Below are 24,428 nucleotides of genomic sequence, written 5' to 3' on the forward strand. Positions count from 1 at the left end.
ATTACATTTTTATGCGGGCTTTGGCGGTTGTGCTCATACTTGCATATTCCCCTGTCAACAGTTTAAAATGTCCGGCAATAGCTATCATTGCGGCATTATCAGTGGTGTATTCGAATTTGGGAACATAGGTTTGCCACTGGTATTTTTGCTCAGCCTCTTTAAGTGTTTTCCTGATCCCGCTATTAGCCGAAACCCCTCCTGCAATGGCGATCTGTGTTATCCCGGTCTGTTTCACCGCTTTTTTCAGCTTATCCATCAGGATCTTAATGATGGTGTGTTGAATTGAGGCACAAATGTCTTCCAGATTCTCTTCAATGAATTGCGGATCCTCTTTCAGCTTTTTCTGGACAAAGTAAAGAATGGATGTTTTAAGTCCGCTAAAACTGAAATCCAGATCACCTACTTTGGGCTTGGGAAAGTCAAAAGCTTTAGGATCTCCTTTTTGAGCATTTTTATCGATCAGCGGTCCACCCGGGTATGGCAGACCCAGAATTTTTGCGCTTTTGTCAAATGCTTCACCCACGGCATCATCCAGGGTTTGACCAATTACTTCCATTTCAAAATAATCGGAAACCTTCACGATTTGGGTATGGCCACCGCTTATTGTTAAGGCCAAAAAAGGGAATTTTGGTTTTTCAAAACCTTCTTCATCAATAAAGTGGGCCAGAATATGAGCCTGCATGTGATTGATGTCCAGCAGCGGAATATTAAGCCCTAAAGCCATAGATTTAGCGAAAGAAGTTCCTACTAACAAAGAGCCCATAAGACCCGGACCCCGCGTAAAGGCAATGGCCGATAATTGCTCCTTTTTTATACCTGCCTGATTTAAAGCTTCATGGATGACCGGAACAATGTTTTGTTGATGCGCCCGGGAAGCCAGTTCTGGTACCACTCCGCCGTATTTTTTATGGATCTCCTGAGTAGCTACGACATTAGAAAGAATCCTGCCGTTGTGAAGAACGGCTGCGGCCGTGTCATCGCAGGAAGATTCAATGCCGAGAATATATATATTTTGTGCTGCCATCCTTATGATTTAGGCCTGAAAATTGTTAATATTGTTCGCAAAGATATTACATAAAATACTATCAAAAAATTCTGGAAAATACTTGGAAAAACGCTGCTGGCTCTGCTGCTGCTTTTTATCATACTTTTGATAGTATTTTCTATTCCTTCTGTTCAAACCTATGTTGCTAAAAAAGTAACAGATTCTGTTAACAAGAATAAAAACGTAAATATTTCCATTGGAAGTGTTGGATTGACCTACGGCGGGAAAATTCGGCTGGGAGATGTGTTGATCCGTGACCATCATGAGGATACGCTTATCTTTTCGGATAGGGTAAAAACTTCTGTTACCAGTCTTTCGAGCATTTTCAATAATTCGCCCACCTTAGGAAACACTACAGCTAATCAGCTTCAGCTGGACCTTAAGATCTATGAAGGTGAAACTCAGGATAATCTGAATATTTTTCTTCAGAAGCTGGAGTCTCAAAAAAAGCAATCTTCCTCACCATTTATTTTGAGGGCGAGTGAACTGGAAGTTCTTGCCGGAAAGTTCAGTTATGTGAATGAAAATTTGCAAAATCCGGAGATCCTTGTTCTGGAGGATCTAAATATGAACGTGCAGGACTTTCTGGTGAAGGGGTCTGAAATATATGCACGAATTGAAAAACTTTCGGCGAAAGAAGGAAGAGGCCTGAATATTAATTTTTTGAGCACCGAATTTTCCTATACGAAGGAAGAGATGAGGCTGGATGAACTCGAGCTTAAAAATTCGCACTCTGATATAAACGCTGATATCGTCTTTGATATCAGAAACGGGTTCGGTGAATTCGAGAACGTGGTGCCGATTAAAGCGAATTTCAAAAATTCTACTATTTCAACTACAGATCTTGAGTTGTTCTATGATAAGTTTGGGAAGGGGCAAAAGATCAATTTTTCAACCAGACTAGAGGGGACCCTTAATGATTTTGTTCTTCACGATCTTGATATGGACGGCCTTGATCGAACCAGGTTACGGGGAGATCTTCATTTAAAGAATGTTTTGGCCAAAGAGGGGCAGGTATTTTCCTTAAAAGGAAATGTTGATGAGATTGCCACCAACTACTACGACCTGGTAAACTTGTTACCCGGCTTGTTGCGCGATAAACTTCCGGTAGAGCTTCGGGAACTGGGAAATGTGCAATTGCGGGGAGAAATATTTGTTTCGGAAAACTCCCTTTCCTCAGATGCCTTGCTTTTCTCTCAGTTGGGAGCCGCAGATCTTGAGATCCTGATGGAGAATTTTAATGATACCGGTCTCGCTACCTACCGTGGAAATTTGAAAGCAAAGGATTTCAACCTTGGTAAACTTATAAACTCCAAAGCCTTCGGAAAGACCACTTTTGACATCATTTTCAACGGAAGAGGACTTTCTTCAGAAACTTTAAATACCGAAGTAAGGGGAGCAGTTTCAAAACTGACCTATAATGGCTATGCTTACAATAATCTGAAAGTAAGAGGTACCTTAAAAGCACCTGTGTTCAACGGAAATCTCATTTCTCAGGATCCTAACCTCCAAATGGAGTTCAATGGTCTCGCAGATCTTTCTTCAAAAACCAGTGTGTATGATTTTGAAGCCTCAGTGCAGTATGCTAACCTCCAGGCTCTCAATTTTGTAAAAAGAGACAGTATTGCCATTTTTCAGGGAGATGTGATCATGAATATGAAGGGGACCAATGTGAATAATTTCGCCGGAGAGATCCTGTTACTGAATACATCCTACAGAAATGAAAATGATTCATACGTCTTTAACGATCTGAAGATCACCTCCAGTTTTGATGGGCCGGTGCGGACTATTGAAGTTATTTCTCCCGATGTCATCAATGGAACAGTGGAAGGGGTTTTTGATATTACTGAAGTTCCTGCCCTCGTGGAGAATGCCCTGGGGAGCCTCTATACCAACTATAAACCCAATAAGATCACTACAGATCAATATCTCAATTTTGATTTTGATATCTATAATAAGATAGTGGAGGTGTTTTACCCTGAGATCACCCTTGCTCCAAATACTTTCATAAGAGGAAGTGTTGAAAGTGATGAATCTGAATTCCGTTTGGCTTTCAAGTCACCAAAGATAGATGCCTTTAATAACCTTTTTGAGCAGGTGAATATCCAGGTTGATAACTCCAACCCGCTTTTCAATACTTACGTAGAAATAGACAGTGTAGCCACCAGTTTTTACAACGTTTCCGATTTTAATCTGATTAACGTAACCTTGAATGACACCTTGTTCATTCGTTCAGAATTTACGGGAGGGCCTAAAAACGATGATGTTTTCAACCTGAACATGTACCACACCATCAACGAAAATAACAATTCGGTGGTAGGCCTTCAGAAGTCAGACATTAAGTTCAAAGAAAGCATCTGGCACATGAATGAGCAGAACAATAAGAGCAACCGGGTGATCTTTGACAAAGGATTTCAGAATGTGAGGATAGATTCTCTGGTTCTAAGTCATGAGAACGAGGAGATACGTCTGGCCGGGCAGATGAGGGATTCTACTTATAAGAATTTCGAAATGGAATTTGATAATGTAGACCTGTACAAAATAACACCCGATGTAGATAAGCTTTTGATGAGGGGTACCGTAGATGGTTCCCTTAATCTGGTGCAACGGGATGGAGCATATTATCCAAGTTCTTCGCTTACGGTGCAAAATCTGGAAATAAATGACCAATTTTTAGGAAACCTGAACCTGGATGTAATGGGGGATAAGGATCTTAGGTTTTATAATGTAAATGCCACTTTGAGGAACAAGGGTCTCGAATCTCTTTCAGCCATAGGTGAGATTGAAGTTGATAGTGAAACGCCCGAGATTGACCTCGAGGTTAGTCTGCGGAATTTTAATATGGCCGCATTTAGCCCAATTGGGGGAGATGTCATAACCAATATCCGGGGATTGGTATCAGGAGATGCCGATGTTACCGGTAATTACAAGAATCCCGATATTTCCGGAAAGCTTCAGTTAAATAAAGCCGGCCTCAGCATTCCTTATTTGGCGGTTGACTATGCTTTTCAGGATGGTGCCGCTGTGAACCTTTCGGAACAGCAATTCAGTTTTGATAATATCCGGATCCGGGATACGAAGTATGGAACCACCGGAATTCTTGACGGAACTATTTCGCACCAGAATTTCTCCAAATGGATACTCGGATTGAATATTTCCACAGACCGGTTACTGGTTTTAGATACTGAAGCAAATGAAGATGCTCTGTACTACGGAACCGGATTCATGGGGGGAAATGCCTCTATTTATGGACCAACTTCCGAGCTTGTTATAGATGTACTTGGAACTACCCGAAGCGGAACGGTCTTTAAAATTCCTATTAGCGACACTGAAAGCATAGGAGACAACTCATTTATTCACTTTTTGAGTCCCGAGGAGAAAGAGGCTCGCCTGGCGGGAAAAGAGATCGAGTTGCAAGAAGTCAAAGGTCTCGAGCTCAATTTTGACCTTGATGTTACGAGTGATGCTCTCGTGGAGATCGACATCGACGGAAGTATTCTACGCGGAAGGGGAGCAGGTACCTTGCTTATCGAGATCAATACTCTTGGAAAATTCAATATGTGGGGTGACTTTATTGCGAACAGCGGTGAGTATATATTTAATTATGGTGCCCTTCAGAAACGTTTTGAAGTAAGGCCCGGTGGAAGTATCAACTGGAGTGGAAACCCTGCCCTGGCCGATCTGAATATCAGTGCGGTCTATGAGGCGCATGCAAATCCGGCTGTTATTCTCGAAAATCCGGGGATAAGCCGAAGGATACCGGTAGATGTGGTGATCAACCTGCAAGGGGAGCTATTACAGCCTGACATCTCCTTTAATCTGGAATATCCTAACGTGACTTCAGCCGTGCGTTCAGAGCTGGAATATAAGATCGAAACCTCGACAAATACTGAGATACAGGCATTTTCATTAATTACCCTCGGACAGTTCTATACGGAAAATGTCCTTGCAGGAAATAATTCAAACCTTTGGGCGGGGAACTTATTTGAAAGCGCTTCCGGATTCTTCAACAATCTGTTGTCAGATGACAGCGGAAAATTCCAGGTGGGTCTAAATTATGAGCAGGGAGCACGTACGCCGGAACAAACCACTGCAGATCGCTTTGGAGTCACTCTTTCTACGCAGATCAGCGAAAGGGTGTTGATAAATGGTCAGGTTGGGGTGCCGGTTGGTGGTGTTACCGAAACTGTGATCGTAGGAAATCTGGAGATCGAATTCCTGTTGAACGAAGAAGGAAACCTGCGGGCCAAGATCTTCAACCGTGAAAATAATATCCAATATATAGGTGAGGAGTTAGGCTTTACCCAGGGAGTGGGGCTTTCTTACCAGGTGGATTTTGATACGTTTAAAGAATTACTGCGGAAGATCGTCAACAAGGAAGTAGCATCCACCTCTACCAAGCAGGAAGTTGCCGAAGAGGAGAAACAAAAAAGTTTGGCACCTGATTATATCAGGTTCCCTGGTGACGAAAATTAACCCCTGAATTTTCTATTTCAGGGCGATCATGCTGATCTCCACATTTACAAACTTCGGAAGGTTCGCTACTTCCACAGTTTCCCGTGCAGGAGCTGTTTCCTCATCAAAATATTTGGAGTAGACTGAATTGATCTGTGCGAAGTTGTTCATGTCGCTAATAAAGATCGAGCTCTTTACGACATTCGAAAAATCCATATCCGCAGCCGTGAGGATAGCCTTCAAGTTTCTCATGACTTGTTCTGTTTCCTCCTGAATGTTCGAAGTCATCAATTCATTACTCACAGGATTAATGGCTATTTGTCCTGAAATGTACAAAGTGTCTCCGGTCAGAACTGCCTGATTGTATGGGCCAATCGGTGCAGGTGCGTCGTCTGTTTTAATGATCTTTTTCATGAGTTCTGGTTTTTAAAGTTGTCGGTCCCTCTGTCTGCGTTTTTCGTACTTGATATCGCTTAACATGGAAGATTTGATCCCAATAAAGAAATTCCATTGCTTGTAAACCCCAAATGGAGTCCAGTTGAAGGTCATACGCCAGCTACCCAGATCCCGTGCAAATCGAAGTTGGGTGTGAGTGAAGCCCTGGTTCACGAAATCATAACCCGAAGAGGCTCCCACTGTCCAGCGGGGAGAAAGTTCTACATCACCCGAGAACATTAAGGAATGAGAGGAGATCTGATTTTGCCTTGCCGTGTTCGTGTAATTCATGGTATAGGCCAAACGCAGATCCCAGGGAATATTGAAGTTATACCATTCATTTTCCTTCTGATCTTCATCTGCAACATCTTCTTCTTTTTCGTCGTAAAAAGTTCCGTCGAGGTCCATGTCCTTTCCGAAGAGATCATCGGGTCTTCCTCCATTTCTGAAGGTCTGGTTCTCTAATCGGTTCACATTTTCCTTTCCACCGGTAAAATCTGAGCTCGAGAAGGAATAACCAAAACTCACGTTGGCATTGGTTATTCTGAAAAGGCTTCCGCCGTTATTGATGTTCAGCTTGTCAATGCGACGATTGTCGTTGTTCAGGGCATAGATATCCAGGTTCGTCCCAAAGTTCACGTCCAGTTTATTCTGAATAACTGGTAAGGTTCCCCGTATACTGATAGGAGAGAGGTTGAGAGAATCTGCTGCCAGATTGTACGAAGTGGAAATGTTGAGGTTGTTGAGTAATTTAACCTTTCGTGGTTCTGCATCTGCCGAATCTTTGACCTTGGCTTCAAAAGTGTTGCTTAAGGACATTCCTATAGAACTTGAAAACAATTTCCCCGGAGGTCCAAACAAAGTTCCCTGAAAACGGGAATATTCTACCTCTCTTTCCGGTCTCCCATCTGAAGTTTCCGGAACTAAATAACTGTCATAGTAATAATCAAAGCCCGGATTAATGTTGTAACTGATGGATGGCCGCATCACGTGCCGTATAGCCTGAATCTTGCCATTTCCGCTGAAATTCTTGGTTCCGTAGATCGTGGTTCCAATACTTGTATTGAAATTATAAGTTCGGAATGAATCAAAACCGCTAATGGTATCTACAACTTCTTGTTGCAGCTCTTCATCAAAAGAGCGTTCGAAAGTTTTGAAAACCCAGTTTTCGGTATAATTACCTCCGGCAGAAACACTGAGGTAATTAAATAACTTGAAGTTGGTGGTAAGAGGTACAGAATGCTGGATTCCCGTAGTCGCATTCCTGAACATTTCAGGGGTAAAAAAAAGCGAATCGGTTGTTGTGAAACGGTTTTCACCTCTCACAGAATACTGGAAATTAATGTTCTCAATAATGCCTTTTTTGGCACCTATTTTTGGTTCAAAAGGATAGATCCTGTCGACGCTTGCCTGCACAGTTGGCAGCGTCATGTTGATCTGCTGAGTATTGGTGTTTTGGCTGTGTGTGGCAGTGATACTTAGGTTTACCTGAGGTTCAAAATTAAAGGTCTTTTGGTAAGAGATCGAAGAGCTCAGGGTATTGGTAAGTCTGTTCCCTGTATTCATATTGTTAGTGGACGCCTGGTAATAATCACTACTACCAAGGTTCACAGAGGCCGAAAATCGGGAGCTTGGATTGGCTTTCTGGTCCTGCGTGTGATACCATCTCAAGTTATAAATAGAAGATTCCGAAAAATCAGGAAATCCCCGTTCGCTATTGAGGATCTTTTCATACCGGAAACTCAGATTTCCCCGGAAACGATAACGTAAAGCGTAGGACGATTCCGTTCGCAATCCATAGCTTCCATTGGTGTAGTAATCTCCCAGGACCGTGAGATCTACATAGTCACTAATGGCAAAATAATAACCTCCGTTCTGCAGATAGTAACCGCGGTTATTGTCTTCTCCAAAAGTGGGAATAATGAATCCGGAGGTTTGCTCATCGGTCATTGGAAAATATCCGAAAGGTAATCCCAGCGGAGTAGGGACATCAGCAATGTACATGTTCACCAAACCTGATACGATCTTTTTGTCCGGAACGAACTTTATTTTTCGGGCGTAGAAGAAATAGTCGGGATTCTCTTCATCATTTGAGGTGGTGAACCGAACATTCTTCATGTAGAAGACCGAATCGTTCTCTCTTTTTGTTACCGCTCCAAAAACCTTAAATTCTCCCTGTTCTGTTCGGGAATTAAATACCAGGGCTTTTTCGGTCTTGAAGTTGAACCGGATTGAGTCGGGTCTAACTTCATTCTGAGCCTGGATAAAAATGGGTTTTTGAGTATAATTTCCAGTTGAATCTACTATTCCAAAGGCGTAAACTTCATTTTTCGCATTGTCCAGAATAATTCTTCCGGCAGTAATATTGATATCACCGTAGGTGACAACTGCGTTGTTGTAGAGATAAATCCGGTTTTCTTTTGGACTAAGGCGCATATAATCTTCCGCAGAATAAACCACCTGATCTGTGAGAAATTGATTTCGAGGTTTTACAGAATCCTGTTGGGTTATCCTGATATCGGGAACCGGCGCCGAAATAACTATAGAGTCCTGCATAGGTACAGCAGGTTCCCGTTCTGCAGGAATGCGAACACCTTCTTTAGTCTTTATTTCCTGAGCTGATGTCTTTGAGGCACATACGACCAAAAAAAGACAGCAGGAAAGTATGTAAAGTATGTTTGTTCGCAATGCTAGATATGCTATTTTTGTAACGTGTGGCAGTATTTTTGAAGTCTCAAAATTACATATATTTTTTAAGCTACCTTTTCGGTTTACCAAAAAATAAAATAACCACCTTTATGAATCGTTATTCCCATATGAGAACGAACCTACTTACTTTTTTTGTATTTCTGCTTTCCGCAGTTTTTTTTAATGCCGTAGCTTCAGATTGTGAGCCGCCACGGGAGAAGTTCGTGGTTGTACTTGATGCCGGTCACGGTGGTCAGGATCCGGGCAACAGGGGGAATGGTTTTTTTGAAAAGGATATTGCACTCAATATCGTTTTGAGTATTGGCGCAGAACTTGAAAAATTGCCCGATGTGAAGGTGATCTACACCCGAAAAACCGATGTATTCGTGACCCTTGCCGGTCGTGCCGAAATTGCTAATGACGCGGGAGCCGATCTTTTTATCTCTGTACACTGTAATGCTCACCGCTCACAGGCTGCGGGAACAGAAACTTTTGTACTGGGACTGCACCGCAATGAAGATAACTTAAAAGTGGCAATGAACGAGAACTCGGTGATCTTCCTGGAGGAAGATTATGAGGTCACTTACGACGGATTTAATCCGAATTCTCCTGAATCCTATATTGGGCTTACCCTTATGCAGGAAGAATACCTGGATCAAAGTATTCTTCTGGCAGATCTGATTCAGAAAAACTTTACCCATAAATTGAATCGTGTTGACAGGGGAGTAAAACAAGCCGGATTCCTGGTACTAAGGCAGACGTATATGCCGAGCGTGTTGATAGAAACCGGATTTCTCACCAATAACAGTGAAGGATCTTTCCTAAACAGCCGCAATGGGCAGGGAAAAATGTCTGAAGCTATTGTAGACGCAGTTAAAGATTATAAGAATCGTATCAACCTCGAGATCCTGGAAGGCCTTGCAGAAGATCCGCCGGTACAGGTGAATACAAAGTCTGCTGAAGTTGCTTCAGATGAATACAGGGATGTGACCTTCCCGGTGCAATTGGCCGCCACAGGCAAAAAGATAGATCCCAGTCCGCGAAACTTTAAAGGACTGGATGGAATTTTCAGGAATAAGGAGGGGAAATTATACAAGTACTATTACGGAGCTACTTCCAGTTATGTACAGATCAAAGAGCTTCAGGAGATCGCCAGGAAAAAAGGATATAATTCGTGTTTTATCGTCGCATTCAGGAATAACGATAAGATCAGCGTTAATGACGCGTTAAAAACAAAAATGAATTAGAGCTTCTTTTCTATATTTATTTTTAAATTTGTCCTTCACCAATAAAAATTCTTTGTGAAATATACTAGAGAGGTAAAAACCGCCCTATTGGCACTTGTTGCTATTCTTCTGTTTATTTTTGGGTACAGCTTCTTAAAAGGTAAAAACTGGTTCGATTCCAGCCGTACTTTTTATGCTGTTTATAATGATGTTGAAGGACTTTCTCCTTCTTCTCCTGTTACCATTAATGGATTGAAAGTTGGAAATGTTTCCAAAATCGGCTTTTTGGATACTTCGGGGAGGTTGGTGGTTACCTTTACTGTTGATAATGAGTTTCCGTTTTCTAAGAACAGTATAGCACAGGTCTATGGAGGCGGACTTATTGGTGGAAAATCCCTTGCCATTATACCGGATTATGAAAAAGGTAATCTGGCACAGTCAGGAGATACTCTTCCCGGCCAGATCGAAGAAGGGCTGCTTGAGTTGGTGAATGAAAGACTGACTCCTTTGCAACAAAAAGTGGAGGGAGCTATCGAAAGTACAGACTCCCTTATTAATTCCTTCAACGAAGTAATGAATCCCCAGACACGGGAGAACCTGAAGAGAAGTATTGAAGATCTAAGTAAAACAGTTGCTTCACTTAAGAATACAGCCAGAACAGCAGACGGAATTTTTTCTAAAAACGCACCCCGCATAGACCGTACCTTTACCAATTTGGATGAAATGGCGGTAAATCTCAATAGTTTTTCAGATACTCTGGCAAGTGTAGATCTAAGGAAAATGACGAATGATCTTGAAAATGCAGTAGCGAGTTTTGAGGAAATGACCAATAAACTAAATTCCGGAGAAGGTACAGCCGGAAGATTGATCAATGACCCTTCAGTTTATAACAATCTCGAGAGAGCCACAAGACAGTTGGATGAACTCATCCAGGATGTCAAGCTTAATCCGAAGCGATACGTACATTTCTCTATTTTCGGAAAAAATCCGGGTCCGTATTCCAAGCCAAAAGATTCATTAAAATAACCACCAACCATGCAAATCGTTGCCCAAGTAGCTTTCGTTCTCGCTCTCATAGCGGGAATTGGCTTTTTTGTACGTAATGTGCGCCGTTTGACGCGCAATATCAAGTTAGGCCGAAAAATTGACCGGTCAGATAATCCCGGGGAGCGCTGGGGAAAAATGGCCAAGCTGGCACTGGGGCAATATAAAATGGTTAGAAGACCGGTATCCGGAATCGTTCACATCATTGTATATCTCGGATTTATTATTATAAATATTGAAGTCCTGGAGATCATCCTGGATGGAGTGTTTGGTACGCACCGTTTATTCGCTGGTGCAGGCGGAGCCTACGACTTCCTTATTGCTTCTTTTGAAATTCTCGCTCTCCTTGTATTTGTGGGAGTAATTATTTTTTGGATCAGGAGGAATGTTCTGCACGTGTACCGATTCATGGCCAGGGAAATGACCAGTTGGCCGAAAAATGACGCTAATTACATCCTTTATTTTGAAATGGTGCTTATGCTGCTTTTCCTTACCATGAACGCAGCAGATCACCAGTTACAGTTGAATGCCCAGGAAATGTTCGAGGCAGGAATTCCGGTAAGTGAAAGTGTAGCTCATTATGTGAGTGCAGGGTATTTTCCTGTAAGTAGCTGGTTTTTGCCCATTTTTGAAGGGGTAAGTAATTCTACTTTGATCATTATCGAAAGAACAGCCTGGTGGTTGCACATTTTAGGAATACTTTTCTTCCTTAACTACCTCTATTATTCAAAACACCTTCATATACTTTTGGCCTTCCCGAATGTTTGGTTTTCCAAGATCAGACCTAAAGGTGAGTTTGATAACATTGATGCTGTAACAAAAGAAGTTCAGTTAATGATGGATCCCGATGCAGATCCTTTTGCGGCACCCGCCGAACCGGAAGGAGAAGAAGAAGGAGAACCTGAAAAATTCGGGGCTTCAGACGTTTTTGATCTCAACAGGGTGCAGTTGCTGAACGCGTATACCTGTACCGAATGTGGTAGGTGTACCTCGGAATGTCCCGCAAACAATACAGGAAAATTACTATCGCCGAGAAAGATCATGATGGATACCCGCGACCGGCTGGAAGAAGTAGGGGAGAACATCACCAAGAATGGGTCTTTCCAACCTGATGGGAAGCAACTATTAGACGATTACATCCTGAGAGAAGAGATCTGGGCCTGTACTACCTGTAATATGTGCGTTGAAGCATGTCCTGTGGGAATCGACCCCATGTCTATCATTGTTGAGATGAGAAGATACCTGATGATGGAGCAAAGTGCCGGACCCTCAGATCTTAACAATGCTCTTTCTAATATCGAGAACAACGGTGCTCCATGGCCATATAACCAAATGGACAGGCTTAACTGGGCCACTGAAAACTAAAAATTAATAAAAAGCCGCTGGCTTTTAAAGAATATACAATGGCAGATTCTATCAAAGTGCCTACAATGGCAGAATATATGGCAGAAGGCAAAAAGCCTGAAGTCCTTTTTTGGGTTGGTTGTTCCGGAAGTTTTGACGACCGGGCGAAAAAGATCACCAAAGCTTTTGTGAAGTTGTTGCATAAGGCGAACGTAGATTTTGCAGTTTTAGGAACCGAAGAAAGTTGTACAGGTGATCCTGCAAAACGAGCCGGCAATGAATTTCTTTACCAGATGCAGGCTGCCGGAAACATAGAAGTTCTGAATGGGTATGAGATCAAAAAGATCGTGACCACTTGTCCTCATTGTTTTAATATCATTAAAAATGAATATCCGGGCCTGGGTGGAAATTATGAGGTCATGCACCATACAACCTTCTTGAAATCCTTACTTGAAGAAGGCAGGTTAACAGTAGAAGGCGGGAAATTCAAAGGCAAAAAGATCACTTTTCACGATCCATGTTACCTGGGAAGAGGGAATGGAATTTATGAAGCACCGCGCGACCTGTTGAGGAAACTGGAAGTGGAGCTGGTAGAGATGAAACGTTGTAAGCAAAATGCCATGTGCTGTGGTGCCGGTGGGGCTCAAATGTTTAAGGAACCCGAACCTGGAAAAGAAGATGTGAATGTAGCCCGTACAGAACAGGCTATGGAGGTGAAGCCTGAGGTAATCGCTGCAGGTTGCCCTTTCTGCAATACTATGCTTACCGACGGAGTGAAAAGTAAGAACAAAGAAGATAAAGTTGCGGTCATGGACATTGCTGAAATGATCGCCAATGCAGAAGATCTGTAATATCTTTTATAACTATATAAAAACAGGCTGCCAATTGGCAGCCTGTTTTAGTTTAGAGTGATTTCAGTTTTCCAACCTGAGTTTTTCTTCTTCCGGAATTTCATTTCTCACCAGCGCGACTATATCATCATCGGTAAGGCCTTCTTCTATATAATCTCCTTGCCGGCCAAGTTTATAAGCATATTTCAGAATATTGGCGGAATACTGTTCCAGCGTATGAGTTTGTTTCTTTTTCTCCCCGTACCCGCGTAAATAAGCAATGATAAGTTCATCATCAGTTACCGGAGAATGATTCTGATTTTTATAGGTTTCTAACCAGGACAAGCCTTTTGCAACTCCTGCCACCAGCATTCGCGAATGAGTAGTGCCACCTCCCTGGTATTCAGGTTCAGTATAATAAATTTGAATGGGTGCGGTTACCGTATAAAAATAGGATTCGACGACATTCGTCTTTTCGTCCCAGATGCTACCAACTTCTACATGAATCTGGTGTTTTTCCCTTAGCCAGTCGCGCAGCTCGTAAAGGTCTTTTTCTGAACCTTTATAGCCCAAAGATGCAGCTGCTTTAATCAATTCCTTCTCCATACTACAAAGTTAACAGTCAGCTATTTTGGTGCTATGACAAATGTCAGCTTTAAATAGCTTTTTTAAGGAGTATATAAAGCGAACTTTAACTCTTCCTTATTTGAAGCTATGGTTGAAATCAGTTAGTTTTGTGCAAAGTAAAAATCCCACTACATGTTTGTCCCTTTTGAGAATTTGCCGGATTCATCCCGCGTATGGATCTATCAGGCTAACCGCTCTTTCACAGAACAAGAGCAACAGGAAATAGAAAAAAAACTTCAGGAATTTATTGAAAGCTGGACGGCACACGGTGCAGACCTCAAAGCTTCCTTCGAGCTTAAGTATAAAAGATTCATCATCCTTGGTCTTGATCAAAAGATGAACGTGGCTACAGGTTGCTCTATTGATGCCTCTGTCCACTTTATTCAGCAACTGGAAAAGGAATACAACGTTGACCTGCTGGACAAGATGAATGTTTCTTACAAGCAAGGTGAACATATTGCTTATAAAGAGCTTACTGCATTCCGAAAAATGGCAAAAGAGAAGGCCGTTTCTCCAAAAACAATAGTTTTTAATAACCTGGTAAATACAAAAGCCGAATACCTTTCAGATTGGGAGGTTCCTGCATCTGAAAGCTGGCACAAGCGTTTCCTGAATTAATGAAGTTGATAAAAAGCCCCTTTTTAAGTCTTTTACTGGTATCCCTATTCTTTCTTCAGAATGCGTTCTCTCAAAGCAGGCCTCTCATTGCCGAAGATCATGAGCTGCAGCGAAAATGGGTGGACAGCATTTATGATCAAATGTCTCTGGAAGAGAAAGTAGGGCAGTTGTTCATGGTCGATGCTTTTTCGTCTGATCCACCTGCCAAAGCCGATTCTATTAAAAAACTAATTGAGCAGTATCACATTGGAGGAATAATTTTCTCAACCGGTGGTCCTGTAAGGCAGGCACGGCTGAATAATGAATTTCAGAATATTGCTAAAGTTCCGCTTTTAATAGGAATGGATGCCGAATGGGGACTGGCCATGCGGCTCGATTCCACCTATGCCTTCCCATGGAATATGACACTGGGAGCTATTCAGGATGATAAACTGGTGGAGGAAGTAGGAGCTGCAGTTGCGAAGCAGGCTAAAAGATTGGGAGTGCATCTCAATTTTGCTCCGGTAGTAGACATCAATACCAACCCCAAAAACCCTATTATTGGCAATCGTTCCTTTGGCGAGAACAAAGATAATGTCACTCGTAAATCTGCAGCTTTTATCCGCGGAATGCAGCGGGAGAACGTATTTAGCAGCGCCAAACATTTTCCGGGGCACGGAGATACTGAACAGGATTCACATAAAACACTCCCAACCATCGATTTTTCTGCGGAAAGGATCTACAGGGAAGAATTGTATCCTTACAAAACATTGATAAATAGTGGGCTTGCCAGTGTCATGGTGGGACATTTGAACGTGCCGGCATTGGAAATGAGGAAAAACTTTCCCTCCTCACTCTCGCATAAGATCGTAACAGGAATCCTGAAAGAAGACCTGGATTTCAACGGACTCGTTATTACCGATGCCCTCAACATGAAAGGCGTGGCCAATTTTGATGAACCCGGCGAAATTGATCTCGCGGCTTTCATAGCTGGAAATGATATTCTGCTTTTTTCAGAAGATGTACCAAAAGCAGTAGACAAGATCATTGAGGCCTATAACGCCGGAATTATTACTGAAGTTCGCCTGAAGAATTCCGTCAGGAAAATACTCTACGCAAAATATAAGGCCGGATTAAATGATTATACACCGGTAGATACCGATTATTTAATTGAAGATCTCAACAGTATTAGAAATGCTGTGCTGGATCACCAGTTGTATGAAAATGCTTTAACTGTTGTTAAAAATGACCGGGGAATGATCCCTGTTCGGAATCTTGAAACGAGTAAGATCGCATACCTGAATTTCGGAGAGGGCGACGGAAATGCCTTTTTTGAGCAGCTTAATCGCTATGCGCAAGTGGATTCAGTTTCGGGAGAAACTCTGGACGCAGTTCTGGATACGCTAAAGAATTATAACCTGGTCATCATAGGATTTCATCAGTCAAACAGGTCGCCCTGGACAAATTACCACCTTACAGATAGAGAGCAGGTTTGGCTTTATGAGATCGCCCGGAAGAACAGAGTTATCTTTAACCTTTTTTCGAGCCCTTACAGCTTATTGGATCTTACGACTACCGCAAACTTTGAAGGAATTCAGGTAGCGTATCAAAACAGCGAACTGGCACAGCAAAAGGCTGCACAGGTGATCTTTGGTGCGTTGGAAGCAAAGGGTAAATTACCCGTCTCTGCCGGAGAAGATTTTCCCGAAGGAACCGGCTACCGAACCCGAGATCTTGGAAGATTATCTTATGGACTTCCGGAAAGTGTGGGTATGAATTCCTATAAGCTCCGTAAAATAGATTCTGTGGTTCAGGCTGGCATCGATCAAAAAATGGCTCCTGGAATGCAGGTTCTGGTGGCGCGAAAAGGCAAGGTGATCTATGAGAACAATGCCGGATACCATACTTACGATAAAAAATTGCCGGTAAAAGCTTCAGATGTTTACGATGTAGCTTCGCTAACCAAGATCCTGGCTACTTTGCCCCTCGTAATGGAACTGGTAGAGGAAAATGAGTTGGATCTGAATTCCACTCTGGGGCAGATCCTGCCTCAATTCCGCGGAACAGATAAAGCGGGAATTACCATTCTGGAAATGATGTCGCATTATGCACGCTTCACTCCGTGGATTCCCTTTCACAGCCTCACCATTGATGAGGAAACTAAAAGATTGGACAGGAGATATGTCCGTGAACAGGAAGGTCCCGGATTCAATACTATTATTGCCGAAGGAATGTATGTTCGAAATGACATTAGAGACACTATAGTAAAAGTGATCAAGAACAGTGAATTGCTTCGGAAGAAGGAGTACAGGTACAGTGATCTTCCTTACTATTTACTTAAAGTTTATCTCGAAGACATCTACGGAACTTCCCTTCAGTATCTCACTCAGGACCATTTGTACAAGCCCCTAGGTGCCAACAACACTACGTATTTGCCTTTGAATAAATTTCCGAAGGAGAGGATCATCCCCACTGAAGATGATAAGGTTTGGAGAAAACAATTGCTACAGGGGTATGTGCATGACCAGGGAGCCGCAATGCTCGGCGGAATTGGAGGGCAAGCCGGTTTATTTGCGAATGCTAACGACGTTGCCAAGATCATGCAGATGTATCTCAACGGAGGAGAATATGGCGGAAAAAAATATCTGGATCAGGAAACCCTGGACAAGTTCAACCGTTGCTATTACTGTTCTGAAGACGTGCGCCGAGGTGTAGGATTTGACAAGCCGCAGCTGGAAGAAGTGGGTCCTACCTGTGGTTGTGTTTCCATGACAAGCTTTGGCCACAGTGGGTTTACAGGAACTTTAACCTGGGCAGACCCTTCCGAAGAAATAGTTTACGTATTTTTATCCAATCGTGTGAATCCTTCCGCAGAGAATAAGAAACTTCTACAGGAAGGAGTTCGTACGAAAATTCAGGAATTAATTTACGAAGCTATAGATCGCTAAAAAATGAAAATTGGTATTGTTTGTTACCCCACCTTTGGTGGTAGTGGAGTAGTTGCCACAGAGCTTGGTATGGCTCTTTCAAAAAGAGGACATGAAGTTCATTTTATCACCTATAAACAGCCGGTACGGCTGGAACAACTTTCAGAAAATATCCATTTCCACGAAGTAAACGTCCCCGAATATCCCCTTTTTCACTATCAACCGTATGAACTTGCTTTAAGCAGTAAGTTGGTTGATATGGTGAAGCTACACGAAATTGAGATCCTTCATGTGCATTATGCAATACCGCACGCGTATGCGGGTTACATGGCCAAGAAAATGTTGGAGGAAGAAGGAATAAAACTTCCCATGGTGACGACTCTCCACGGAACTGATATTACCCTGGTCGGAAATCATCCTTTTTATAAACCGGCAGTGACCTTCAGTATCAATAATAGTGATGTGGTGACATCAGTATCTCAAAGTCTGAAATCTGACACTCTTAGGCTGTTCAAGGTGAAAAAGGAGATCGAAGTAGTTCCTAATTTCATAGATACTTCCAAGTATTCGAATTCGGTAAGTGATTGTCATAGAAGTATGCTGGCTCCCGGTTCTGAAAAGATCATTACTCATGTGAGTAACTTTAGAAAAGTGAAGCGCATTGATGATGTGATAATGATCTTTTATAATATTCAGAAAAAGGTGAAATCCAAACTGGTGATGGTAGGGCAGGGCCCTGAGCGGGAAATGGCCGAAGAACTTGTTGCCGAACTGGGAATAGAGGACAAGGTGCTTTTCCTGGGTGAATCCAATGAGATCGATAAAGTGTTGAGTTTTTCAGATCTGTTCTTATTGCCTTCGGAAAGTGAAAGTTTTGGATTGGCTGCCCTGGAAGCAATGGTCAACGGAGTTCCCGTGATCTCCACTAATACAGGAGGTCTGCCGGAAGTAAATAAAGAAGGATATTCAGGTTACCTTAGCGGAGTGGGTGAAGTTGCTGAAATGGCAGAAAAAGCCATTTCTATCCTGGAGGATGAAGCAACTCTTAAGAAGTTCAAAGAGAACGCGCGAAACCAGAGCTATAATTTTGACATTTACTCCGTAGTACCTCTTTACGAAGACCTTTATAAAAAGGCATTTGAAGAGATCAACGCATAAAATAGCCGCAAATTTCTTTGCGGCTATTTTTTTAATAGAAAAGGATGATTAGAACTGGTAGCGCACACCAAGTGCAATATCAAATCCCAGGTCATCATTATAATCGTTGAATCCAATTTCTGGTCTAAAGTCAAGAGAGATCAATAACGGGAAATCGAAGTCATATTCGATACCCACATCTCCTGCAACAAGTGCAAAGAAATCGCTGTCATCATCATTGTCAACAGATCCAATTCCGGCACCTGCACCGGCATACCAATTAAATCCACCTTCGATATTCCAAACCCATTGGTAAAGTCCAGTAAGTCTGAATGCATCTGTATTGTTTCTGCTTCTCCATCCAAGGTCAAACTCTAAACGGTTGTTGTCAGATAATCCTCGCTGGTAAGAAATCTCAGTTCCAAAACCATCATTATCTCCTAACCTTAGTCCTAGAGCATTATCAGCAATGCTCTGGGCTTGGGAGGTCAAAGCAAATCCAAATACACAAAAGGTCAATAAAATCAATTTTTTCATATCTTTTTCTTTTTATTTGTTCTAAGCAAAATTAGAGTTTCTGAGGTAGCACCGGACACTGCTCTTGCTAATATATTGTTAATATTGGGTGAAAAGCCCTGATTTTACAGCGAATCACCTCTCTATCAACTAAATAATGAAGAATTTAAGAGTTCTTTCTTCCCGGCTTCAGGGTGAATTATATTACGACGAGCTCTGGCGCCATATCTATGCTACAGATGCCTCGGTTTACCGGTCTTTGCCCCTTGCGGTGGCCTACCCTAAAACTTCAGAAGATATCCGGGAACTGATTGCGTTTGCGAGAGAAAATAATACTTCCCTTATTCCGCGTACGGCTGGTACTTCCCTGGCCGGACAATGTGTAGGTGAGGGAATAGTGGTGGATGTTTCCAAGTATTTTACCAATATCCTTGAGTTCAATGAAACAGCACGTACCGTAAAGGTGCAACCGGGAGTGATCCGCGATGATCTTAATCGCTTTCTGCAGCCCTTCGGATTGTTCTTTGGTCCCAATACCTCTACCTCCAACAGGTGTATGATTGGCGGAATGGTGGGTAATAACTCCAGTGGTACTACTTCCATCAAGTATGGGGTTACCCGCGATAAAGTGACGGAGTTAAAAGTTCTGATGGCTGATGGGTCTGAAGTTGTTTTTGGAGAGCTTACTGCGGAAGAATTTGAGGAAAAACTAAAACTGGATTCCTTTGAAGGGACTGTTTATAGATCGGTTCTGGAAGAACTAAAACCTGAAGAGGTTCAGAAGGAGATCCTGGAGAAGTTTCCGAAAGAAGAAATTCACCGCCGAAATACAGGATACGCTGTAGATTCCTTGATAACTTCGGAAATATTCTCGGATTCGGTAGATAAGTTCAATTTCTGCAAACTGCTCTGTGGAAGTGAAGGAACCCTGGCTTTTACAACCGAAATAACCTTAAAGCTGGATCCTTTACCACCCAAAAATGCAGTTATGGTGGCCGCTCATTTTGACAGCGTTGACAAATGCATGAAAGCGGTGGTGCCGGCAATGCAACATTCACTGTTCACCTGTGAAATGATGGACCGGGTGATCCTGGACTGCACAAAAAACAGCCTCAAGTACCGTGAGAATCGTTTCTTTATAGAAGGAGATCCGGCTGCTATTCTGATGCTGGAGTTACGTGCCGATGAAGAACTTGATCTGGCAGATCAAACTGCTGCCTTGATCAAAACCCTTTCTGATTCCGAACTTGCTTATGCCTTACCGGTACTTCAAAACGATACCATAGATCTTGCTTTGGAACTCAGAAAAGCCGGACTCGGTCTACTCGGAAATATTAAAGGAGATAAAAAAGCCGTAGCCTGTATTGAAGATACCGCAGTAGCTGTTGATGATCTGGCCGAATATATTGAAGAGTTCTCTGCTGTAATGGCCGGTTACGGGCAGGAGGCTGTTTATTACGCTCATGCCGGGGCTGGGGAAATTCATTTACGGCCTATCCTGAACCTGAAGAAGAAAGAAGATGTTGCTCTTTTTCGAAAGATCACTGCCGATGTCGCCGGACTCGTCAAGAAATACGGGGGATCCATGAGCGGGGAACATGGCGACGGCCGCGTGCGGGCGGAGTTCATCGAATTCATGATAGGTACTAAAAATTACGAGCTACTAAAAAGAATTAAAACCATATTCGATCCGCAGCATATTTTCAATCCGGGAAAGATCACCGATGCTCCTCCTATGGATGAGGACCTTCGCTACAATCCGGGAAGACAGGAGCCGGAGATTTCCACTTTAATGGATTTTTCAGATTCACTGGGAATTTTGCGCGGCGCCGAAAACTGTAACGGCAGCGGCGATTGCCGAAAGCCGGCAGCCGCAGGGGGTACTATGTGTCCCAGTTACAGGGCTACCCGAAATGAAAAAGATACTACCCGCGCCAGGGCAAATGCCCTGCGGGAATTTCTCACCGGGTCAGAGAAGGAGAACAAATTTGATCATAAGGAATTAAAGGAAGTGCTGGAGCTTTGCATTAGTTGCAAAGGTTGTAAAAGTGAATGTCCCTCAAATGTGGACATGGCTGCCTACAAGGCAGAATTTGAATACCAGTACCAGAAAACCAATGGCAGCTCCCTTAGGAGTCGTGCTTTTGCTTACAACACTAAGTTGAATCAATTGGCGGCACATTTTCCGCATGTTTCGAATGCGATTTTTAGTAGTGGATGGAGTTCGGGAATCATTAAAAATCTGCTCCAAATAGCGCCGCAGCGTAAAATGCCTTTGGTTTCAACACAAACTGTGGCTGCTTATTATTCAAAAAACCAGGAAAGACCGGCAAAGCCTCTGCGGAAAGTCTATCTTTTCAATGATGAATTCACCAATTTCCTCGATTCAGAAGTAGGGGTTGCAGCCTTAAAATTATTGCGCGGACTGAATTACGAGGTCGAGATCGTAAGACATCCGGAAAGCGGAAGGAGTTTCATCTCCAAAGGATTTTTGGAGCAGGCCAGGAGAGTGGCCAATGAAAATATCGAAATATTTAAAGAAATTATTTCTGAAGATCATCCTTTGCTGGGGTTGGAACCTTCGGCCGTGTTGAGTTTCCGGGATGAATACCTTCGACTGGCAGACGACAAAGAAGCGGCTGAAAAGCTATCCAAAAATGTGTTTTTGCTCGATGAATTTTTCAAGAAGGAGATCCTGGCGGGGAATATCTCGGCGACTTCCTTTACTTCTGAAAAGAAGAAGATAAAACTGCACGGGCATTGTCATCAAAAAGCTCTTTCGAATGTAGAAAACACTTTTGCTATGCTCAACCTTCCGAAGAATTATGAGGTAACCGTCATTCCTTCGGGATGCTGTGGAATGGCTGGTTCTTTCGGTTATGAAAAAGAGCATTTTGAGGTGAGTATGCAGATCGGGGAACAAACGCTTTTTCCGACGGTACGAAAAGCTTCCGCAGAAACAGTGATTGCCGCGCCGGGAACCAGCTGCCGCCACCAGATATATGACGGAACCGGAAAAAAGGCCCTGCATCCCGTACAAATTATGGCTGACGCCCTTATTGGGTAGGAAATAACATTTTCAAATCTTGGCTTAAAAAATTACATTTGCTCAAAATCGATCCTATGGCCGGTAATTCCTTCGGAACCCTTTTTAAATTGACCACTTTTGGAGAATCTCACGGAGAAGCTATAGGAGGAATTATTGACGGGTGTCCTGCCGGGCTGGAAATAGATGCTGAAATGATACAGCTGGAAATGGACCGGCGCAAACCGGGCCAGTCGGCCATCGTTACTCAACGCAAGGAGCCGGATACAGTAAAATTCCTTTCCGGAATATTTGAAGGCAAAACCACCGGCACCCCAATAGGCTTCCTCATAGAAAATGCCAATCAAAAGTCAAAGGACTATTCTCATATCAAAGATGTTTACCGTCCCAGCCATGCTGATTACACATACGATCAAAAGTATGGTAACCGTGATTACAGGGGAGGAGGGCGCTCTTCGGCGAGAGAAACTGCTTGCCGGGTTGCTGCCGGAGCAGTAGCCAAACAACTGCTTAAAGATATTAAGATCACTGCCTACACAGCTGCTGTGGGTGAGATCGAACTTCAGAAATCGCTGAAGGAGCTGGATTTTTCAGAAATAGAAAAAAATCCGGTGAGGTGTCCAGATCCCGCAAAAGCAGAGGAAATGGAGACTTACATTAAGAAGATCCGTTCAGAAGGTGATACGGTTGGTGGCGTAGTAGAATGTGTGATCACGAATGTACCGCCGGGACTGGGAGAACCGGTTTTTGATAAACTGCACGCCAGGCTGGGCCAGGCAATGCTTTCTATTAATGCTGTAAAAGGCTTTGAATACGGAAGTGGTTTTGACGGGAGTCGCATGAAAGGGAGTGAGCATAATGACCTTTTTAACGAGGATGGAAGTACCCGCACTAATTTTAGCGGCGGAGTACAGGGAGGAATTTCCAACGGTATGGATATTTATTTTAGAGTAGCTTTTAAGCCTGTGGCAACGCTGATGCAAAAGCAAGAGACTATTGATTCTGAAGGGAACAAGGTGGAAATGCAGGGCAAAGGAAGACATGATCCCTGCGTGGTGCCACGCGCGATTCCTATTGTAGAAGCAATGGCGGCGCTTGTATTAGCGGACTTTTATTTACTGGACAAAACTTCAAAAATTTAAATTTCACAGATAAACCAATTATGAAAAAACTCGCACTGCATTGGCAAATTTTGATAGGAATGGCTGCCGGGGTGGTCTTTGCACTCCTCATGACCAATTTTTCCTGGGGAGCTGAATTTATCGGAGACTGGATAAAACCTTTTGGAAATATTTTTATCAATGCCCTCAAGTTAATCGCAGTGCCTTTGATCCTGGCCTCTCTTATCAAAGGGATCTCAGATCTTAAAGATATTTCCAAGCTTAGTAAAATGGGAACGCGAACAATAGCGATCTATATTGTTACTACTGTAATTGCGGTTTCCATAGGCCTTGGGATGGTGAATTTAATTAAACCGGGAAATGCTATTTCTGAAGATACACGAAATGAGCTCATCACCAGCTATGAGGGTGATGCCTCGGTGCGTATCGCCGATGCTGCAAAGCAGAAGGAAGCCGGTCCATTACAGGCGCTTGAAGATATTGTTCCAAGTAACATTTTTGCTGCGGCTGGAGACAACGCGAATATGTTACAGGTGATCTTTTTCGCGATCTTCTTCGGGATTGGTTTAATTCTTATTCCGGAAGAAACTGCAAAGCCCGTAAAGGCCTTTTTCGATGGCTTTAACGAGGTTATTTTAAAATTGATAGATATAATCATGCTGGCAGCTCCTTATGGCGTATTTGCTTTGCTGGCAGCTTTGGTAGTGGAATCACCCAGTGCCGATCTTTTTCAGGCTCTTGCCCTCTACGCAGTAACTGTACTGGCGGGGTTAATCTTAATGATTGGGGTTTATCTTCTTATAGTCTGGATCTTTACCGGAAGGAATCCGGCATTTTTTGAGAACGGTATAGCTCCTGCGCAATTACTTGCTTTTTCCACCAGTTCCAGCGCCGCTACTCTTCCAGTAACTATGGAAAGGGTGGAGGAACATCTTGGGGTAGAAGAGGAGGTGGCAAGTTTTGTTCTTCCTATTGGAGCAACAATCAATATGGATGGAACCAGTCTTTACCAGGCTGTGGCTGCCGTATTTATTGCCCAGGCTTTTGGAATGGACCTCACATTTGGAGCACAACTTGGTATTATTGCCACGGCTACTCTTGCATCTATTGGTTCTGCTGCCGTTCCCGGTGCAGGAATGGTAATGTTGGTAATAGTGTTGGCACAGGCAGGAATTCCGGAAGCCGGACTTGCCCTTATTTTTGCAGTTGATCGACCACTTGATATGTGCCGCACCAGTGTGAATGTCACAGGAGATGCAGCTGTCTCAATGATAGTAGCTAAATCTGTTGACAGGCTTGGCGAGCCACACGCCAAGGAGTGGGATGACAATTTGAAAAAGACCGGCAGCTAATTTTAGCAAAAGAAGCTTGGACAGATTAAATTATTTTC

General features: G+C 43.0%; 16 protein-coding genes. 11 read left to right on the forward strand and 5 right to left on the reverse strand.

Going from position 1 to position 24,428, the window contains the following annotated elements; genetic code table 11:
• Nucleotide 1: 1 nt before the first annotated feature.
• A complete protein-coding gene (gene tsaD, locus ACNORC_RS11765) occupies nt 2–1,024 on the reverse strand; it encodes a tRNA (adenosine(37)-N6)-threonylcarbamoyltransferase complex transferase subunit TsaD (protein WP_418335841.1) in 1,023 nt (340 codons plus the stop codon).
• A 126-nt stretch (nt 1,025–1,150) separates the two neighbouring features.
• Here tsaD and ACNORC_RS11770 point away from each other — a divergent pair, with 126 nt between their 5' ends.
• Nucleotides 1,151–5,521, forward strand: a complete 4,371-nt coding sequence (locus tag ACNORC_RS11770) for a translocation/assembly module TamB domain-containing protein (protein WP_418335842.1) — start codon at nt 1,151–1,153, stop codon at nt 5,519–5,521.
• A 12-nt stretch (nt 5,522–5,533) separates the two neighbouring features.
• Here ACNORC_RS11770 and ACNORC_RS11775 read toward each other — a convergent pair whose 3' ends face one another.
• On the reverse strand, nt 5,534–5,914 hold the full coding sequence (locus tag ACNORC_RS11775) for a RidA family protein (RefSeq protein WP_418335843.1): 381 nt from the start codon (nt 5,912–5,914) through the stop codon (nt 5,534–5,536).
• 12 nt (nt 5,915–5,926) lie between these two features.
• Nucleotides 5,927–8,623: a putative LPS assembly protein LptD gene (locus ACNORC_RS11780; protein WP_418335844.1), complete on the reverse strand. Its 2,697-nt coding sequence runs from the start codon at nt 8,621–8,623 to the stop codon at nt 5,927–5,929.
• Between the two features lie 110 nt (nt 8,624–8,733).
• Between ACNORC_RS11780 and ACNORC_RS11785 the strand changes: the two genes are divergently transcribed.
• From ACNORC_RS11785 to ACNORC_RS11800, 4 genes are read left to right on the forward strand one after another with little or no spacing between them, the layout of a single operon-like run.
• Nucleotides 8,734–9,870, forward strand: coding sequence for an N-acetylmuramoyl-L-alanine amidase family protein (locus ACNORC_RS11785; protein ID WP_418335845.1), 1,137 nt, complete (start codon nt 8,734–8,736; stop codon nt 9,868–9,870).
• A 54-nt stretch (nt 9,871–9,924) separates the two neighbouring features.
• Nucleotides 9,925–10,875, forward strand: a complete 951-nt coding sequence (locus tag ACNORC_RS11790) for an MlaD family protein (RefSeq protein ID WP_418335846.1) — start codon at nt 9,925–9,927, stop codon at nt 10,873–10,875.
• A gap of 9 nt (nt 10,876–10,884) precedes the next feature.
• Nucleotides 10,885–12,258 carry a 4Fe-4S dicluster domain-containing protein gene (locus ACNORC_RS11795; protein ID WP_418335847.1) on the forward strand — a complete coding sequence of 458 codons (1,374 nt, stop codon included), beginning with the start codon at nt 10,885–10,887 and terminating at the stop codon, nt 12,256–12,258.
• 38 nt (nt 12,259–12,296) lie between these two features.
• Nucleotides 12,297–13,088: a (Fe-S)-binding protein gene (locus ACNORC_RS11800; RefSeq protein ID WP_418335848.1), complete on the forward strand. Its 792-nt coding sequence runs from the start codon at nt 12,297–12,299 to the stop codon at nt 13,086–13,088.
• 63 nt (nt 13,089–13,151) lie between these two features.
• Here ACNORC_RS11800 and ACNORC_RS11805 read toward each other — a convergent pair whose 3' ends face one another.
• Complete coding sequence (locus ACNORC_RS11805) at nt 13,152–13,673, reverse strand: hypothetical protein (RefSeq protein WP_418335849.1); 522 nt, start codon at nt 13,671–13,673, stop codon at nt 13,152–13,154.
• A 153-nt stretch (nt 13,674–13,826) separates the two neighbouring features.
• On the opposite strand from ACNORC_RS11805, the gene ACNORC_RS11810 reads away from it, so the two are divergent.
• Genes ACNORC_RS11810 through bshA form a run of 3 tightly spaced genes read left to right on the forward strand, consistent with a single transcriptional unit; the run spans nt 13,827 to nt 18,376 of the window.
• A complete protein-coding gene (locus ACNORC_RS11810; protein WP_418335850.1) occupies nt 13,827–14,312 on the forward strand; it encodes an ABC transporter ATPase in 486 nt (161 codons plus the stop codon).
• Nucleotides 14,312–17,239, forward strand: coding sequence for a serine hydrolase domain-containing protein (locus ACNORC_RS11815; protein WP_418335851.1), 2,928 nt, complete (start codon nt 14,312–14,314; stop codon nt 17,237–17,239). The genes ACNORC_RS11810 and ACNORC_RS11815 overlap by 1 nt, the downstream gene beginning before the upstream one ends.
• Nucleotides 17,240–17,242: 3 nt before the next feature.
• The gene (gene bshA / locus ACNORC_RS11820; RefSeq protein ID WP_418335852.1) at nt 17,243–18,376 is read left to right on the forward strand and encodes an N-acetyl-alpha-D-glucosaminyl L-malate synthase BshA; all 1,134 of its coding nucleotides are present in this window, start codon (nt 17,243–17,245) and stop codon (nt 18,374–18,376) included.
• Between the two features lie 48 nt (nt 18,377–18,424).
• Here the strand turns inward: bshA and ACNORC_RS11825 are convergent, their stop codons facing one another.
• Entirely contained in the window at nt 18,425–18,892 is a 468-nt protein-coding gene (locus tag ACNORC_RS11825) for a hypothetical protein (protein WP_418335853.1), read from the reverse strand.
• Nucleotides 18,893–19,028: 136 nt separating this feature from the next.
• Between ACNORC_RS11825 and ACNORC_RS11830 the strand changes: the two genes are divergently transcribed.
• From ACNORC_RS11830 to ACNORC_RS11840, 3 genes are read left to right on the forward strand one after another with little or no spacing between them, the layout of a single operon-like run.
• Nucleotides 19,029–21,938 carry an FAD-binding and (Fe-S)-binding domain-containing protein gene (locus ACNORC_RS11830; RefSeq protein ID WP_418335854.1) on the forward strand — a complete coding sequence of 970 codons (2,910 nt, stop codon included), beginning with the start codon at nt 19,029–19,031 and terminating at the stop codon, nt 21,936–21,938.
• 56 nt (nt 21,939–21,994) lie between these two features.
• Nucleotides 21,995–23,059 (forward strand): chorismate synthase, encoded by a 1,065-nt coding sequence (gene aroC, locus ACNORC_RS11835; RefSeq protein ID WP_418336167.1) that lies wholly within the window; start codon nt 21,995–21,997, stop codon nt 23,057–23,059.
• A gap of 20 nt (nt 23,060–23,079) precedes the next feature.
• A complete protein-coding gene (locus ACNORC_RS11840; protein WP_418335855.1) occupies nt 23,080–24,390 on the forward strand; it encodes a dicarboxylate/amino acid:cation symporter in 1,311 nt (436 codons plus the stop codon).
• The last annotated feature ends 38 nt before the right edge of the window (nt 24,391–24,428 follow it).

It is taken from the genome of Salinimicrobium soli (genome assembly GCF_048323655.1).
Taxonomy (GTDB): Bacteria; Bacteroidota; Bacteroidia; order Flavobacteriales; family Flavobacteriaceae; genus Salinimicrobium; species Salinimicrobium soli.

Excerpts from the sequence above, each read along its gene's own strand:
- ACNORC_RS11840 (WP_418335855.1), top strand. The coding sequence starts at position 23,080 with ATGAAAAAACTCGCACTGCATTGGCAAATTTTGATAGGAATGGCTGCC.
- ACNORC_RS11810 (WP_418335850.1), top strand. The coding sequence starts at position 13,827 with ATGTTTGTCCCTTTTGAGAATTTGCCGGATTCATCCCGCGTATGGATC.
- ACNORC_RS11800 (WP_418335848.1), top strand. The coding sequence starts at position 12,297 with ATGGCAGATTCTATCAAAGTGCCTACAATGGCAGAATATATGGCAGAA.
- tsaD (WP_418335841.1), bottom strand. The coding sequence starts at position 1,024 with ATGGCAGCACAAAATATATATATTCTCGGCATTGAATCTTCCTGCGAT.
- bshA (WP_418335852.1), top strand. The coding sequence starts at position 17,243 with ATGAAAATTGGTATTGTTTGTTACCCCACCTTTGGTGGTAGTGGAGTA.
- ACNORC_RS11785 (WP_418335845.1), top strand. The coding sequence starts at position 8,734 with ATGAATCGTTATTCCCATATGAGAACGAACCTACTTACTTTTTTTGTA.
- ACNORC_RS11795 (WP_418335847.1), top strand. The coding sequence starts at position 10,885 with ATGCAAATCGTTGCCCAAGTAGCTTTCGTTCTCGCTCTCATAGCGGGA.
- ACNORC_RS11815 (WP_418335851.1), top strand. The coding sequence starts at position 14,312 with ATGAAGTTGATAAAAAGCCCCTTTTTAAGTCTTTTACTGGTATCCCTA.
- ACNORC_RS11825 (WP_418335853.1), bottom strand. The coding sequence starts at position 18,892 with ATGAAAAAATTGATTTTATTGACCTTTTGTGTATTTGGATTTGCTTTG.
- ACNORC_RS11805 (WP_418335849.1), bottom strand. The coding sequence starts at position 13,673 with ATGGAGAAGGAATTGATTAAAGCAGCTGCATCTTTGGGCTATAAAGGT.
- ACNORC_RS11775 (WP_418335843.1), bottom strand. The coding sequence starts at position 5,914 with ATGAAAAAGATCATTAAAACAGACGACGCACCTGCACCGATTGGCCCA.
- ACNORC_RS11830 (WP_418335854.1), top strand. The coding sequence starts at position 19,029 with ATGAAGAATTTAAGAGTTCTTTCTTCCCGGCTTCAGGGTGAATTATAT.
- aroC (WP_418336167.1), top strand. The coding sequence starts at position 21,995 with ATGGCCGGTAATTCCTTCGGAACCCTTTTTAAATTGACCACTTTTGGA.